The following is a 14811-nucleotide window of genomic DNA, read 5'->3' on the forward strand; positions in this document are numbered from 1 at the left end:
GAAAGCACATGTTAAGCATCAAAGATTTACAGGTCAGTGTGGAAGATAAGGCGATCCTGCGTGGGTTGAGCCTTGAGGTTCGCCCCGGAGAAGTTCACGCCATTATGGGACCAAACGGTTCGGGGAAAAGTACGCTTTCTGCAACTCTCGCTGGGCGGGAAGACTACGACGTCACTGGCGGGACGGTAGAGTTCAACGGCAAAGATTTACTGGAACTGTCGCCGGAAGACCGGGCCGGTGAAGGGATCTTCATGGCATTCCAGTATCCGGTGGAAATCCCTGGCGTCAGTAACCAGTTTTTCCTGCAAACGGCGCTGAATGCGGTGCGAAGTTACCGTGGCGAAGAGTCGCTGGATCGATTCGACTTCCAGGATCTGATGGAAGAGAAAATAGCGCTGCTGAAGATGCCGGAAGATTTGCTCACGCGCTCGGTAAACGTCGGTTTCTCCGGCGGTGAGAAAAAACGTAATGACATTCTGCAAATGGCCGTACTGGAGCCTCAGTTGTGCATTCTTGATGAGTCAGACTCCGGGCTGGATATTGATGCGCTGAAAATCGTTGCGGATGGCGTGAACTCGCTGCGTGACGGGAAACGCTCATTCATTATCGTCACTCACTATCAGCGCATCCTGGACTATATCAAACCCGATTTTGTTCACGTTCTCTACCAGGGGCGAATTGTGAAGTCCGGCGATTTTACGCTGGTCAAACAACTGGAGGAGCAAGGTTATGGCTGGCTTAGCGAACAGCAGTAACGTGCTGCAACAGTGGCACCATCTGTTTGAGACGCAAGGGGAGACACGCTCACACCATGCGCAGCAGCACTTGCAACAGATGCTGCGTCTGGGGCTGCCAACGCGGAAGCATGAGGACTGGAAATACACGCCGCTGGAGGGATTAACTAACAGCCAGTTTGTCAGTCATGTCGCTGAGATAACGTCAGCCCAATGTGCAGCGTTGTCGCCGACAATTGATGCTGTACGACTGGTGTTTGTTGACGGGCAATTCTCTCCGACGCTCAGCGACAGTACAGACGGTAGCGGTTTTGACATTACCATTGACGATGCGCGCCAGGCGCTGCCAGCAGCTATCCAACCGGAAGTGTTTTTGCACCTTACCGAAAGCCTGTCCCGTAGCGTAACGCACATTCAGGTGAAGCGTAACCAACGCCCCGCGAAACCGCTGCTGCTGCTGCACATAACCCAGGGGCTGGCGGGCGATGAGGTGAATACGGCGCACTATCGCCACCATCTGGAGCTAGCGGAAGGCGCAGAAGCCACCGTCATTGAACACTATGCCAGCCTCAGCGAGCGTCGCCATTTCACCGGCGCACGCTTAACGATGAACGTCGCGGCAAACGCCCATTTGCGCCATATCAAACTGGCGTTCGAAAATCCGTTTAGTCACCACTTCGCGCATAATGACATTCAATTGGGCGCGGATGCTACTGCCGTTAGCCACAGTTTCTTGCTTGGTGATGCGGTATTGCGCCATAACACCAGTACGCAGCTTAACGGTGAAAACACCACGCTTCGGCTGAACAGTCTGGCGATGCCGGTGAAAAATGAAGTCTGTGATACACGGACCTGGCTTGAGCACAACAAAGGGTATTGCAACAGTCGCCAGCTGCATAAAACGATTGTCAGCGATAAGGGACGAGCGGTCTTCAATGGTCTGATCAACGTCGCCCAGCACGCCATCAAAACCGACGGTCAGATGACCAACAATAATTTGTTGCTCGGAAAGCTGGCGGAGGTGGATACCAAGCCACAGCTCGAAATTTACGCCGACGATGTGAAATGCAGCCACGGGGCGACGGTAGGACGGATCGACGGCGAACAGATGTTCTATCTGCGTTCGCGAGGGATCGGCCAGCAGGATGCTCAACACATGATTCTCTATGCGTTTGCCGCTGAGCTGACGGAAGCCCTGGGCGATGAAACGCTGAAACAACAGGTACTGGCGCGGATCGCCCAACGCTTGCCGGGAGGCGCAGCATGACATTTCCCATTGAAAAAGTACGGGCTGACTTTCCGGTCCTGACGCGTGAAGTGAACGGGTTACCGTTGGCGTATCTGGACAGCGCTGCCAGCGCGCAAAAACCCAATCAGGTGATTGATGCCGAGGCCGAGTTTTATCGTCACGGCTATGCGGCGGTCCACCGCGGTATTCATACGCTGAGCGCCCAGGCCACGGAAAAAATGGAAAATGTGCGCAAGCTTGCCTCGTTGTTTATTAACGCCCGCTCAGCGGAAGAGCTGGTGTTTGTTCGTGGTACGACGGAAGGCATCAATCTGGTGGCGAACAGCTGGGGCAGCAGCAATGTGCGAGCGGGCGATAACATTATCATCAGCGAAATGGAGCACCACGCCAATATTGTGCCCTGGCAGATGCTGTGTGCCCGCGTAGGGGCAGAGCTGCGCGTTATTCCGCTCAATGCCGATGGTACGTTGCAGCTGGAGACGCTGCCGACGCTGTTTGACGATCGTACGCAACTGCTGGCGATTACCCACGTTTCTAACGTGTTGGGTACCGAGAACCCGTTATCGGAAATGATTGAGCTGGCGCATCAATACGGCACAAAAGTGTTGGTGGATGGCGCGCAGGCGGTGATGCATCATCAGGTGGATGTCCAGGCACTGGATTGCGATTTTTATGTTTTCTCCGGGCATAAACTTTATGGACCAACCGGTATTGGCGTTCTGTATGCCAGAGAGTCGCTGTTGCAGGAGATGCCACCCTGGGAAGGCGGTGGTTCAATGATTGCGACGGTGAGTTTGAGTCAGGGAACAACGTGGGCTAAAGCCCCCTGGCGTTTTGAAGCCGGAACGCCAAACACCGGAGGTATTATCGGACTCGGCGCGGCTATTGAGTATGTTTCAGCACTGGGGCTTACTGAAATCAGCGAATATGAACAGTTCATGATGCGCTATGCGTTGGAGCAGCTGGCGGATGTGCCGGATTTGACACTCTACGGACCGGATAACCGCCTGGGTGTGATTGCATTTAACCTTGGTAAACATCACGCCTTTGACGTCGGCAGTTTTCTTGATAACTATGGAATAGCCGTACGGACGGGGCATCACTGCGCTATGCCGCTGATGGCCTACTATAACGTTCCTGCTATGTGTCGGGCGTCGATTGCAATGTACAACACCCATGAAGAAGTGGATCGCCTGGTAACGGGCCTCAAGCGTATTCATCACTTACTGGGCTAACAGGGAGGCGTTATGGCTGCGCTACCGGATAAAGAAAAGTTGTTGCGTAATTTTCTGCGTTGCGCTAATTGGGAAGAGAAATACCTGTACATTATTGAACTGGGTCAGCGTTTGCCGGAATTAAACGACGACTTACGCTGCCCGGAAAATAGCATCCAGGGATGTCAAAGTCAGGTATGGATTGTTATGAACCAGAATGGCGAAGGGATTATTGAATTACAGGGCGACAGTGATGCGGCAATTGTGAAAGGACTTATTGCCGTGGTATTCATTTTGTATGATCGCATGACGGCCCAGGATATTGTGAATTTTGATGTGCGTCCGTGGTTTGAAAAAATGGCGCTCGCACAGCACCTCACGCCGTCTCGTTCACAAGGGCTGGAGGCGATGATTCGGGCTATTCGCGCCAAAGCCGCAACTCTTAGCTAAACTGATAAAACACGTTAACTTTCAGACCGACTTGAAAGCGTTCGTGTAAGGCAACGCAGTGACTCGTAAGCCGGATTGGGCGCTCGCCGCCGTCCGGCAAGAACGCCAGGGGGGTGAGTGAGTATGAAACGCGCGTCTGTTATTACGTTAATGCTAATCGGCGCTTGCAGCGCTATTCAGGCCGCATGGGCGGTCGATTATCCTTTGCCCCAGGCGAACAGCCGCCTTGTTGGGCAAAACCAAACCTACACCGTGCAGGAAGGCGATAAAAACCTACAGGCGATAGCCCGTAAGTTTGATACCGCTGCCATGCTGATCCTTGAAGCCAACAACACTATTGCCCCCGTACCTAAACCCGGAACCCTGATTACTATTCCCTCACAATTGCTGCTGCCGGATGCACCACGCGAAGGCATTATTGTGAATCTGGCGGAACTGCGTCTGTATTACTTCCCGCCAGGAGAGAATATTGTTCAGGTATTCCCAATTGGTATCGGTTTGCAGGGGCTGGAAACGCCGGTAATGGAAACCCGGGTTGGGCAGAAAATCCCGAATCCTACCTGGACCCCTACACCAGGCATCCGTAAACGCTCTCTGGAGCGTGGCATCACATTACCGCCTGTTGTACCTGCCGGGCCAAATAACCCGTTAGGACGCTTTGCACTGCGTCTGGCGCATGGAAACGGTGAGTATCTGATCCATGGCACCAGCGCGCCGGACAGCGTGGGCCTGCGTGTGAGTTCTGGTTGTATTCGCATGAACGCGCCGGACATTAAAGCACTGTTTGCTCAGGTCCGCACAGGCACGCCGGTCAGGGTGATTAATGAGCCGATAAAATATTCGATTGAGCCGAACGGCATGAGGTATGTCGAAGTGCATCGACCGCTGTCGCCGGAAGAGGAACAAAACGTCCAGACCATGCCGTATGTGCTGCCAGCCGGTTTTACCCAGTTTAAAGACAATAAAGCGGTGGATAACAGTCTGGTAGAAAGGGCGTTGTATCGTCGCGCAGGTTATCCGGTCACCGTCACTGCCGGGCAAGCATCGGTCGCGAGCAATGGGCCAGAAGTGAAGTCTGCGCAAAATGGCGTGCCGGGAGGAGATGCTGAGGTGCGCGCTACGCAATAACAGGGAAGAGGAATTCAGAGCAAAAAAAATGGCGCACAATGTGCGCCATTTTTATTACACAGATACTATTACTTGCGGTATTTAGTAGCTGCGTTGTCCAGACGCTGGTTAGCGCGAGCTGCGTCATCTTTAGCAGCCTGAACGTCGGAACGCATTGCGTTCACGTCGTTGCTCAGCTGGTCAACTTTAGCGTTCAGAGTCTGAACGTCAGAAGACAGCTGATCGATTTTAGCGTTGCTGGAGCAACCTGCCAGCAGAGTAGAACCCAGGATTACCGCGCCCAGTACCAGTTTAGTACGATTCATTATTAATACCCTCTAGATTGAGTTAATCTCCATGTAGCGTTACAAGTATTACACAAACTTTTTTATGTTGAGAATATTTTTTTGATGGGAATGCACTTATTTTTGATCGTTCGCTCAAAGAAGCATCGAATTGTGCAAAAACGGCTAAAAACCCGAGTGAAAACAGAAAGCTTCCATCGGATTCATCTTAGATAATCACGGATTAGATAGTGAAATCCGATTTGATTTTTTATTAATTGTGGCTATCGATAAAATAAAAAAAGCGCCACCAGGGCGCTTTTTTTAGCAAATTAATTCGCGATGGAATTATTACAGCACGTGAACGGATGCGGTGTTGGTGGTGCCGCTCGGAACCAGTGCACCAGAAACCATAACCACAACGTCACCTTTTTGAGCCAGACCGCTTTCCAGAGCGACTTCTTTACCCAGACGATAGAAATCATCGGTAGAGCTGATTTCTTTAACCACCTGTGCAACAACGCCTTTGCTCAGCACCAGCTGACGCGCGGTAGTTTCGTTGGTGGTCAGCGCCAGGATGGTGGCATCCGGGAAGTATTTACGTACTGCGCGAGCGGATTTACCACCCTGGGTTGCGACGACGATCAGCGGCGCGTCCAGTTTTTCAGCAGTTTCAACCGCGCCACGGCAAACGGCTTCGGTGATGCGCAGTTTGCGGCTGTCGTTGTTGAAGTCCAGACGGCTGGTCATCACACGGTCAGTACGCTCACAGATGGTCGCCATGATGGTAACGGCTTCCAGCGGGTATTTACCTTTTGCAGACTCGCCAGACAGCATTACTGCGTCGGTACCGTCGAGGATGGCGTTCGCTACGTCACCGGCTTCAGCGCGGGTCGGACGCGGGTTTTTGATCATGGAGTCCAGCATCTGGGTCGCAGTGATAACGACTTTACGTGCACGGATACATTTTTCGATGATCATCTTCTGCGCGAAGATAACTTCTTCAACTGGGATCTCAACGCCCATATCGCCACGCGCAACCATGATGCCGTCAGACGCTTCGAGGATTTCGTCGAAGTTGTTCAGGCCTTCCTGGTTTTCGATTTTGGAGATGATCTGGATGTTTTCGCCGCCGTGCGCTTTCAGGTGCTCACGGATTTCAACGACATCAGAACGTTTACGGATAAAGGACGCTGCAACGAAGTCAACGCCTTGCTCGCAACCGAAGATCAGGTCTTGTTTGTCTTTTTCAGCCAGTGCTGGCAGCGCGATGGAAACGCCCGGCAGGTTAACGCCTTTGTTTTCGCCCAGGTCGCCGTTGTTCAGCACTTTACAGATAACTTTGTTACCTTCGATAGCGGTAACTTCCATGCCGATCAGACCATCATCAACCAGAACGGTGTTGCCGACGGACAGATCTTTAGTGAAGCCTTCGTAAGTTACAGCAACGATTTCGTTGTTGCCTACGACAGATTTGTCGGTGGTGAAGGTGAAGGTCTGGCCCGCTTTCAGGGAAACGTCATTACCGCCTTCCAGTTTGATGGTACGGATTTCAGGACCTTTGGTGTCGAGCAGGATTGCGGCTTTCTTGCCGGTTTTGCTCATGACGTTGCGCAAGTTCTTGATGCGCTGACCGTGTTCTGCGTAGTCGCCGTGGGAGAAGTTCAGACGCATGACGTTCATGCCCGCGTCCAGCATTTTGGTTAACATCTCTTCGGATTCGGTTTTCGGACCGATGGTGCAAACAATTTTCGTCTTTTTCATGACAGTCTTAGTCTTTAAGTTGAGAAGGATATGGAAATCTGGCTCCCATCGCGCACGGATGGGAAGCTAAACCTGAGTTACGAAAGTTGTGATGCCTCGCTCTAAGGATAGGTGACATCGAAAAAGCGTGCAGAGGAATGTGTGCTTGTGTTTCAGCCCAACGGGATGGTGAGTTCTGTAGTCGTTGAGTTTTACAGGTCAATGTGCTGAAACCATTCAAGAGACAATTGGCGCGCATTATACGCTGAAAATTATCAAAAAGGAAAATGGAAACAGCGTTTCAAAACACTTCTGTGCAGTTTTACAAAAATTATTCATTAATTTGTTCATCGGTATGGATAAAGAGGTTATCGGGCGTTGCGATTTGTTGCGCAACAAAGTGCATTTAACATCTCGATGACTACGTTTTATGCCGTTGACGTCGATGTAGTACTATATTTCTAAAAGTTATATCAAATGCGTTTTAATTCATTTTAAAAGCCAATTCCACTGATTACACTCGTTTGGACATCCATACTGCTAAACAGCTAAAAGCGCTAGCAGAAGAACAATAAGCAGCAGCGGATACCCAAACGACATGATTGTCCTGAAAAATATTTCGAAAGTGTTTACGCCAGGCAGGCTTGCCATCACCGCTGTCGATAACGTCAACCTGACGGTTGAACAGGGGCAGATTTACGGCATTATTGGTTACAGCGGGGCAGGTAAAAGCACCTTAATTCGTTTGCTCAATGGTCTCGAAAAACCAACCTCCGGCAGCGTGACGATTAACGGCCACGATATCTCGGCCGCCAGTGGGGAATCGTTACGCCAGGCGCGACTGAAAATCAGCATGGTGTTTCAACACTTCAATTTGCTGTGGTCGCGGACTGTTAGCGAAAACATCGCGTTCTCTATGCAAATCGCCGGTGCGTCCAAAGCGTCCATCAAAACGCGGGTTGCTGAACTGATTACGCTGGTTGGGCTGAGCGGTCGTGAAAATGCGTATCCTTCCCAGCTCAGCGGTGGGCAAAAACAGCGTGTAGGAATTGCTCGTGCGCTGGCGAACAATCCAGATGTCCTGCTGTGTGACGAAGCCACCTCGGCGCTGGATCCGCAAACTACCGATCAGATCCTCGATTTACTCCTCGATATTAACCGTCGTTTCAAATTGACCATTGTGCTGATCACTCATGAAATGCACGTGGTACGCAAAATCTGCGACCGCGTCGCGGTAATGGAAAACGGCAAGGTCGTTGAGGAAGGTGATGTGCTCAGCGTCTTTACCCATCCTCAGCAGCCTATTACCCGACAATTTGTTCGTCAGGTGAGCCAGTACACCGAAGAAGACGAGTTTAATCCGCAGCTGGCAAGCGAGTTGGGTGGGGTGGTTATCAAATTAACCTTTACCGGGCAACGTACCCATCGGCCTGTGGTTGGGGAATTGACCCTGCGCTATGGCCTGCCGTTCAACATCTTGCACGGCAAGATGACGCAAACCGCACACGGCGTGTTTGGGCAACTCTGGGTGCACGTGGTGGCCTCTGAGGAACAATTGAACAATATTTTGGCCGACCTGCGCCAGAGCGACATTGAAGGCGAGGTGATTCAACATGGCTGAAGAACTGTTTCCCCATCTGAAGTGGGATCAACTGTTAGCGGCAACCCAGGAAACGCTGTATATGACAGCTCTTTCGGGGGCGGCGACCTTTATTCTGGGCATCGCGCTTGGCCTGGCATTGTTCCTGACCGCGCGCGGCGGATTATTCCCTAATCGCGCGGTATATAGCGCTATTTCGCTGGTGGTGAATATCTTTCGTTCGATCCCATTCATCATTTTGATCGTGCTGCTGATCCCGTTTACCAAAGCGATGGTAGGCACCATTCTCGGCGCCAATGCCGCGTTGCCTGCGCTGATCGTGGGGGCCGCGCCGTTTTATGCGCGTCTGGTCGAAATCGCTCTGCGTGAAGTGGATAAAGGCGTTATTGAAGCGACGCGTTCAATGGGCGCACGACTGAGCACACTTATTTTTCGAGTTTTACTGCCGGAATCATCTCCTGCTCTGGTGTCCGGGATCACCGTGACGCTAATTGCGCTGGTGAGCTACAGCGCGATGGCAGGGGTAATTGGTGCCGGTGGTTTAGGGAATTTGGCCTATCTGGAAGGATTCCAGCGCAACCACAGCGACGTCACGCTGGTGGCGACGGTGACGATTTTGCTCATTGTCTTCATCATCCAGCTTTGCGGCGATGTGATCACCTCTCTGTTAGATAAACGCTAATAAAATACGGAAACCATTATCATGAAAAAATCACTGACGTTACTCGCCGCAGCAACCTTAAGCGCCCTGAGCTTTGCCTCCTGGGCTGATACTCTGACCGTTGGCGCGTCTAACGTGCCGCATGCGGAGATCCTTGAACAGGCCAAACCGATTCTGGCGAAGCAGGGGATCGATCTGGAGATTAAACCGTTCCAGGATTACATTCTGCCGAACACTGCGCTGGCTGGCCGTGAGATTGACGCCAACTACTTCCAGCATATTCCGTACCTGAACAGCGTGATTAAAGACCATGCAGGCGATAAAACGTATGACTTCGTCAGCGCCGGAGCGATTCACATTGAGCCGATTGGTATCTATTCGAAAAAAGTGAAATCACTTAAAGATCTGCCGGAAGGCGGCAAAGTCATCATGCGTGACGCGGTATCTGAGGAAGGCCGTATTCTGTCGATTTTCGAAAAAGAGGGGGTGATCAAGCTGAAGCCGGGCGTGGATAAAGTAACTGCGCGCATTAGCGATATCGTCGAAAACCCGAAAAAGCTGAAGTTCCTGCCAAACGTGGAAGCCGCGTTGTTACCGCAGATGTATAACAACGACGAAGGAGATGCGGTGGTGATTAATGCCAACTACGCCATCGACGCCGGGCTGGATCCAGTGAAAGATCCTATTGCCGTTGAAAGTGGTGAAAACAACCCGTATGCCAACATCATTACCGTGCATCGTGGCGACGAGAAGAAAAAGGATATCGTAGCGCTGGTTGATGTCCTGCATTCAAAAGAGATCCAGGACTGGATCCGTACTAAATATAAAGGTGCGGTGATCCCGGTAAACAACTAATCTGCTTTTTGCCGGGTGGCGGCAGTGCTTTATCCGGCCTACGACGTCCTGTAGGCCGGGTAAAACGCGTTCGCGTTGCCATGCGGCACCAGAGCTACACTCGCTCAATTCTCGCTGGCAACCCCTGACGCACCGACGCACCCGACACCCAGTCAAGCCAGGTATTGGTTACCTGTCGGGTTGGGTCCGCAAAACCCAACTCGTTGAGATTAATCCCCGACTTAATCTGCTCATCAAACGCCATCGGCTCACCGTCGAGGGTATGCCGTGCCGCGCCCATTTCTTTATGCCCGTAACCATGCTCGATGGCGATAACACCCGGCATGACGCCATGCAGCAGGCTTATCTGCGCTTGCGCCTGACCACCTGGGGTGGTGATACGCACGATATCGCCGTGTGCTAAACCATACCGCTGACCATCCTGTGGATTGAGCGCCACCAGATTAACCGGCTTCAGATGATGAAGGCGTGGGATAACCGCCGTGGCGCTGGACATGGTATTGGATTTAAAGGAAATCAGTTTCAACGGCCACTCTTGTTCCGGGAACAACTCCTCGACCGCACGTCCATCTGACAGACGTGATGGATACCAGGCCGGGCAGCCGCTGAAGCGCTCGCCGGTAATCGCATGGCGGTGCGCGGCGACGTTCGCATTCCAGATTTGGAGCGGTTTTTCCCAGGCATTGCCGACGCGGTTATCAACTCGCCCGCTGTTGTCCGGCGCAAAGCGCCCGCCGCGGGAGTAGATAAACGCCACTCGGCTGATTTCATCGGTTTTCAACGTTTGGGTCATCACAGGCATGATCCGCTGGACCCCGGTCAGCGCTATGTCTTCCGGCTGTGCTTCAGCAACCGGAGCTTTGCCCATAAACGCAATATTGGCCGCGAGACGCAGGTAGTAATCTTCCGCACGGTTCAACGGATAGTGATTACCTTGTGGATCGGTAATTGCATTGTCGCCGAATCCAGGTAGCCCGATGCGCTTTGCCACTCCGATACAGAAAGACTCCATCGAGGCCGGTTGACCGTAAGCCGTGAGGCTGGTCGCCGATCTGACAACTGGCCAACGCGCGGTGGTGGCTTTGCTGGCCACGCCCGCCCACGGAGCGCTGAATCCCCAGCTTTCGAAGTTGTGGGTATCCGGCACGATGTAATCTGCCAGCGCCGTAGTTTCGTTCATAAAGGCGTCAATGGCAATAAACAGCGGCAGACGAGCAGGATCCTTGAGCTTTTCTTCCGCCACGCCGCGTAACCCCGCAATGCCGTAAAACGGGTTGGTCATGTTGGAGATCCAGGCTTTCAGCGGATAAGGGTAACCTTCAAGCGCCGAGACGAGGAGTTCGGTAAGCTGACCGGCGACAAACGGATACCACGGCGCTTTAGCCGGGAAGGGCGATTGCCCGGCAGCCACCTTATTGCGGTACTCTTCCGAAGACTCATAAGCGGTTTTACTGCGCGCGATGCTTAACCCTTTCGGTTTTACCTTCCCGGCGAAGCTGTCCATGTTGTAGCGCGGACCGTCGGTGGCGCCATTAAATTTGCCGCCGCCGACGAACACGCCGCCTTCAAGACTAAGGTTGCCAATCAACGCATTGAGCATCATCACCGACCAGGCGTTATAAAATCCATTACCTGCCATCATACCGCCGTGCGTGATCACTGCCGCTTTACGCCCGTGGCGGGTGAATGCGTCGGCCAGAGCGGCAATGTCTGCTTCTGACACCCCACACTGCTGGCTGTACTGCGTTAGCGACAGTTTTTCTGCGGACTCACGCAGACACTGGAAGCTGCTTTTTACCGTTACTGTCTGCCCGTCGGCCAGCGTCACTTCACGGGTAACAAACAGCTGAGCGCGCGGGCAACTGCTGGCGGCGACAATCTCACCGGCCTCGTTGACGACCACCGGCTCCTGGGCTGCGTTTGCACTCAGATGGGCGAGGGTCAGGTGTTGTCCGGCAAGCGTTGGAATTTCATCGGTAATCACCAGATGCGTAGCGTTAGTCCAGCTTTTTTCTCCAGCCTGCTGCATGGCCTGCACGCCGGGAATGGCGAGATAATCAGCGTTATAGCGTTGTTTATCGATAATCCAGCTTATCATCCCCATAGCCAGCGCGGAGTCGCTTCCCGGTCGTACGGGCTGCCAGTGACCGCGATCGTCAGCCAGCACCGTGGTTAATGGCAGGGCTGGCGCCACCACAACATAGCGGAAGTCGTCACGTAAACGGGCGCTGGCCAGCTGGCGGGCCTGGCGCTTAAACGGGTTGCCGGATTGCGCCGGAGAGGTGCCCATAAACAGCGCGAATTCGACGTTATCCCAGTCGGGTTTCACGTGGGTATTTTTATCCAGATCGCCCATTAACGCGCCGGAACCGGCCCGATAGGCCAGACCACAGTAAGCGCCATGAGCGCCGAAGTTTTTACTGCCGAAACTGTTCAGTGCGAAGCGACGTAAAAAGGTATCACGTCCTTCATCGCTGGTATTGGTGACCAGCAGTTGATTGGATTTTGGGCCAAAGCCGGGATGTTTCGCATCAAGCGGTGTAGTGGGATCGTGGATAGCTCTCAGACCATCAACGTGGCCTTCACCAAACAAATCGCCACCTTCCACCACCTCTTTGATCAGCTGTTCGAAGCTGATGCGCTGCCATTTTCCCTCACCGCGTTTACCGACACGCTTCATAGGCTCCAGAATACGTAGCGGGCTGTACAGACCTTCGAGTAAGGTTGCGCCACGGGCGCAGGCGGTGGAACGTGCGTCAAGACCTGACTCCCCGGCCAATTGTTCCATTGCCGTGGCAAAGGGGACGGAGGCGTCTATATGGTGCTCGTGCGACAACGGATGATAAGGGTTGCCCGCAATGCGCAGCACTTTGCCTTGCTCAGTGTCAACGCGAACCCGTACACCACACTGCGTCCAGCAACCAAAGCACTGCGTCATCGAGATCACCTGCTGCGGGTTTTGCTGCCAGTGAGGCCGGGCGTTGGCTTCTGGGATTAGCGCGTTGGCAAAAATGCGGTCACGGGTAATTTTGCCCGAGGTTCCGTCCAACAAACCGTCTATCGCGCGCTTTGCCACATCCCGATAACTCAGGCCAAAAGTCACCATGCCACCTACGGCAATGCCCACTTTAAGCCACTGACGACGGGTTAAATTAGCCATGTTGCATTCTCCTTGCGATCGCGTTCAGGGCTTCACGAACAATAATAATCAGTGCTATCCACAGGCCGAAGGTACCCACAATAGCCAGCCAGCCATCGGTGCCGCCGGGCAGGGTATAGGGATTAAACTGCGCGTTAAATTTCGGTACGGTCTGCACCTGGATGAGTAACGTCCAGCGCATTAGCCAGCACAGCGCCATAGCGCTAAAAGCGAGTAATATGCGCAGCGGTAGCGACAAGGGGTAACGTACAACCAACCCGCAAAGAGCAAGCGTAACAAGCCATAGCGCAACCCAACCGATAGCGTAGTGTTGTGCTGAAGAGGCAACATCCAGCCACTGACGGATAGCCGAACCGGAAAGCGTATTTCCACTCGCCCAGATCGCCACCACGATAGCCAGCGCGATCAACGTGACCATTTGCCCCCACGCTAGCTTACGCGGTAGTGCGTCCTTGCTATTTGTCGTGGCAATAAGCAGGGCAAGAAATGTTTGCAGCGCGCTGAGGAACATCGCAACCGGAAAGGCGTAACTGAACCAAATGGGACGCGCCTGTACCACCGACACTTCACGGCCGGTGTAAACCAGCAATCCGATGGCGGACAGCGCGCTACCAAGTGCTAACCATTTTGTGACGCTGTAACTTTTTAACGTTAGTCGTTTCACATGCTGCGCCAGAAACCACAGACCTAAAAAACCGGTAAACAGCGGTAAAAACAGTGCGCCCCACGGCATCCAGGACCATGGCGTCGGATACGCATAGAAATGCCAGACGCGGGCGGTTTGGTGTAGATCAGCGGTCAGCGCCAGTGGCGCGGTAATCGCGCAGGTCAGGGCGATTAACAGCGTCAGATTCTCCAGGTCTACCGTTTCTTTTTTGCGCCAGTGAAGAACGCAGGCGAACAGCGCGGCGCAGGCGGCAATGCCGATGAAAAAGAAGTATTGTACGGCCCAGGGTAACCAGCTTATGTCCTGGGGATGGGCCAGAACCTCGTCGATAATCAGTGAATGGTTCATTTAAACCTCCTGCCATAGAGCGGGTTGAGCTCGTCCCATCAATGGGGTGACAAACGCCTCATCCAGTCCCAGATAGAACACGTGAGGAGACGTACCGCTTTCCGGCTTCAGGACTTTGATGGCGTCATGGTGTTCATGCAGCATTTGTGAAATGCGGCTGTGCGGATCTTTAATATCGCCAATGATGCGCGCGCCGCCGACACAGGATTCCACACAGGCCGGGAGCAGCCCCGCTTCTAGGCGGTGAACGCAAAAGGTACATTTATCGGCGGTTTGCGTTTCATGGTTGATGAATCGCGCATCATAAGGGCAGGCCTGCACGCAATAGGCGCAGCCCACGCAGCGTGTGTTGTCGACCACCACAATACCGTCTTCGCGTTGGAAAGTGGCCTGTACCGGGCAAACGGGCACGCAAGGGGGATTATCACAATGGTTGCACAGTCGCGGCAGCAGGACGTTGGTAACGCTTTGCTGGCCTTCAATCTGTACTTGATACTGGTTGACGAGGGTACGAAATTCGCCCTGTGGCGTCTGGTTTTCAATGGCGCAACTGACGGTACAGGCCTGGCAGCCGATACAGCGTCGCAGGTCAACCAGCATGGCGTAGCGATGCTGTTGTGAGCCTTCGTGGCGTTCAGGCGAAAAGGGAAATTGCGCCTGAGCCAGCGGAACCAGTGATGCGCCAGCGGTCAGGACGCCCAGTTGCTGGAGAAACTGCCGTTTACTGCTGTCCATATTT

At 53.2% G+C, this 14811-nt stretch carries 14 protein-coding genes; 8 read left to right on the top strand and 6 right to left on the bottom strand.

From position 1 onward, the window contains the following. Window positions 1–8: 8 nt before the first annotated feature. The 5 genes from sufC (at window position 9) to ldtE (ending at window position 4775) form a co-directional block, all read left to right on the top strand. Entirely contained in the window at window positions 9–755 is a 747-nt protein-coding gene (gene sufC, locus BZK40_RS00575) for a Fe-S cluster assembly ATPase SufC (protein WP_003832649.1), read from the top strand. Then, window positions 730–2001 carry a Fe-S cluster assembly protein SufD gene (gene sufD / locus BZK40_RS00580; protein WP_079933943.1) on the top strand — a complete coding sequence of 424 codons (1272 nt, stop codon included), beginning with the start codon at window positions 730–732 and terminating at the stop codon, window positions 1999–2001. The genes sufC and sufD overlap by 26 nt, the downstream gene beginning before the upstream one ends. Continuing rightward, window positions 1998–3218 carry a cysteine desulfurase SufS gene (gene sufS / locus BZK40_RS00585; RefSeq protein ID WP_079933944.1) on the top strand — a complete coding sequence of 407 codons (1221 nt, stop codon included), beginning with the start codon at window positions 1998–2000 and terminating at the stop codon, window positions 3216–3218. Before sufD ends, sufS begins: the two co-directional genes overlap by 4 nt. A 12-nt stretch (window positions 3219–3230) precedes the next feature. Next, a complete protein-coding gene (sufE, locus tag BZK40_RS00590; RefSeq protein ID WP_003832654.1) occupies window positions 3231–3647 on the top strand; it encodes a cysteine desulfuration protein SufE in 417 nt (138 codons plus the stop codon). A gap of 123 nt (window positions 3648–3770) precedes the next feature. Next, a complete protein-coding gene (gene ldtE, locus BZK40_RS00595) occupies window positions 3771–4775 on the top strand; it encodes a L,D-transpeptidase LdtE (RefSeq protein ID WP_079933945.1) in 1005 nt (334 codons plus the stop codon). 68 nt (window positions 4776–4843) lie between these two features. Here ldtE and lpp read toward each other — a convergent pair whose 3' ends face one another. The 3 genes from lpp to ynhH form a co-directional block, all read right to left on the bottom strand. After that, window positions 4844–5080 (bottom strand): murein lipoprotein Lpp, encoded by a 237-nt coding sequence (lpp, locus tag BZK40_RS00600; RefSeq protein ID WP_003029373.1) that lies wholly within the window; start codon window positions 5078–5080, stop codon window positions 4844–4846. A gap of 309 nt (window positions 5081–5389) precedes the next feature. Continuing rightward, window positions 5390–6802 carry a pyruvate kinase PykF gene (gene pykF, locus BZK40_RS00605; RefSeq protein ID WP_003029366.1) on the bottom strand — a complete coding sequence of 471 codons (1413 nt, stop codon included), beginning with the start codon at window positions 6800–6802 and terminating at the stop codon, window positions 5390–5392. Window positions 6803–6809: 7 nt separating this feature from the next. Then, on the bottom strand, window positions 6810–7004 hold the full coding sequence (gene ynhH / locus BZK40_RS24730) for a protein YnhH (protein ID WP_244293978.1): 195 nt from the start codon (window positions 7002–7004) through the stop codon (window positions 6810–6812). A gap of 375 nt (window positions 7005–7379) precedes the next feature. Here ynhH and BZK40_RS00615 point away from each other — a divergent pair, with 375 nt between their 5' ends. From BZK40_RS00615 to BZK40_RS00625, 3 genes are read left to right on the top strand one after another with little or no spacing between them, the layout of a single operon-like run. Beyond that, window positions 7380–8402 carry a methionine ABC transporter ATP-binding protein gene (locus tag BZK40_RS00615; RefSeq protein ID WP_032943213.1) on the top strand — a complete coding sequence of 341 codons (1023 nt, stop codon included), beginning with the start codon at window positions 7380–7382 and terminating at the stop codon, window positions 8400–8402. Next, the gene (locus BZK40_RS00620; protein WP_048214308.1) at window positions 8395–9063 is read left to right on the top strand and encodes a methionine ABC transporter permease; all 669 of its coding nucleotides are present in this window, start codon (window positions 8395–8397) and stop codon (window positions 9061–9063) included. The genes BZK40_RS00615 and BZK40_RS00620 overlap by 8 nt, the downstream gene beginning before the upstream one ends. Window positions 9064–9084: 21 nt before the next feature. After that, entirely contained in the window at window positions 9085–9897 is an 813-nt protein-coding gene (locus BZK40_RS00625; RefSeq protein ID WP_003029358.1) for a MetQ/NlpA family ABC transporter substrate-binding protein, read from the top strand. Between the two features lie 94 nt (window positions 9898–9991). Here the strand turns inward: BZK40_RS00625 and ttrA are convergent, their stop codons facing one another. The 3 genes from ttrA to ttrB are packed head-to-tail and all read right to left on the bottom strand — an operon-like array spanning window position 9992 to window position 14807. After that, window positions 9992–13057 (bottom strand): tetrathionate reductase subunit TtrA, encoded by a 3066-nt coding sequence (gene ttrA, locus BZK40_RS00630; protein WP_079933946.1) that lies wholly within the window; start codon window positions 13055–13057, stop codon window positions 9992–9994. Further along, entirely contained in the window at window positions 13050–14072 is a 1023-nt protein-coding gene (gene ttrC / locus BZK40_RS00635; protein ID WP_079933947.1) for a tetrathionate reductase subunit TtrC, read from the bottom strand. Before ttrC ends, ttrA begins: the two co-directional genes overlap by 8 nt. Continuing rightward, on the bottom strand, window positions 14073–14807 hold the full coding sequence (gene ttrB / locus BZK40_RS00640; protein WP_020996438.1) for a tetrathionate reductase subunit TtrB: 735 nt from the start codon (window positions 14805–14807) through the stop codon (window positions 14073–14075). It lies immediately after the preceding gene. Window positions 14808–14811 lie beyond the last annotated feature (4 nt).

The sequence above is a fragment of the Citrobacter portucalensis genome (assembly GCF_002042885.1).
In the GTDB taxonomy this organism is placed as follows: domain Bacteria; phylum Pseudomonadota; class Gammaproteobacteria; order Enterobacterales; family Enterobacteriaceae; genus Citrobacter; species Citrobacter portucalensis.

What these genes read in the sequence shown, in the direction of transcription:
- sufC (WP_003832649.1), top strand. Translation starts at nt 9, where the DNA reads ATGTTAAGCATCAAAGATTTACAGGTCAGTGTGGAAGATAAGGCGATC.
- sufD (WP_079933943.1), top strand. Translation starts at nt 730, where the DNA reads ATGGCTGGCTTAGCGAACAGCAGTAACGTGCTGCAACAGTGGCACCAT.
- sufS (WP_079933944.1), top strand. Translation starts at nt 1,998, where the DNA reads ATGACATTTCCCATTGAAAAAGTACGGGCTGACTTTCCGGTCCTGACG.
- sufE (WP_003832654.1), top strand. Translation starts at nt 3,231, where the DNA reads ATGGCTGCGCTACCGGATAAAGAAAAGTTGTTGCGTAATTTTCTGCGT.
- ldtE (WP_079933945.1), top strand. Translation starts at nt 3,771, where the DNA reads ATGAAACGCGCGTCTGTTATTACGTTAATGCTAATCGGCGCTTGCAGC.
- lpp (WP_003029373.1), bottom strand. Translation starts at nt 5,080, where the DNA reads ATGAATCGTACTAAACTGGTACTGGGCGCGGTAATCCTGGGTTCTACT.
- pykF (WP_003029366.1), bottom strand. Translation starts at nt 6,802, where the DNA reads ATGAAAAAGACGAAAATTGTTTGCACCATCGGTCCGAAAACCGAATCC.
- BZK40_RS00615 (WP_032943213.1), top strand. Translation starts at nt 7,380, where the DNA reads ATGATTGTCCTGAAAAATATTTCGAAAGTGTTTACGCCAGGCAGGCTT.
- BZK40_RS00620 (WP_048214308.1), top strand. Translation starts at nt 8,395, where the DNA reads ATGGCTGAAGAACTGTTTCCCCATCTGAAGTGGGATCAACTGTTAGCG.
- BZK40_RS00625 (WP_003029358.1), top strand. Translation starts at nt 9,085, where the DNA reads ATGAAAAAATCACTGACGTTACTCGCCGCAGCAACCTTAAGCGCCCTG.
- ttrA (WP_079933946.1), bottom strand. Translation starts at nt 13,057, where the DNA reads ATGGCTAATTTAACCCGTCGTCAGTGGCTTAAAGTGGGCATTGCCGTA.
- ttrC (WP_079933947.1), bottom strand. Translation starts at nt 14,072, where the DNA reads ATGAACCATTCACTGATTATCGACGAGGTTCTGGCCCATCCCCAGGAC.
- ttrB (WP_020996438.1), bottom strand. Translation starts at nt 14,807, where the DNA reads ATGGACAGCAGTAAACGGCAGTTTCTCCAGCAACTGGGCGTCCTGACC.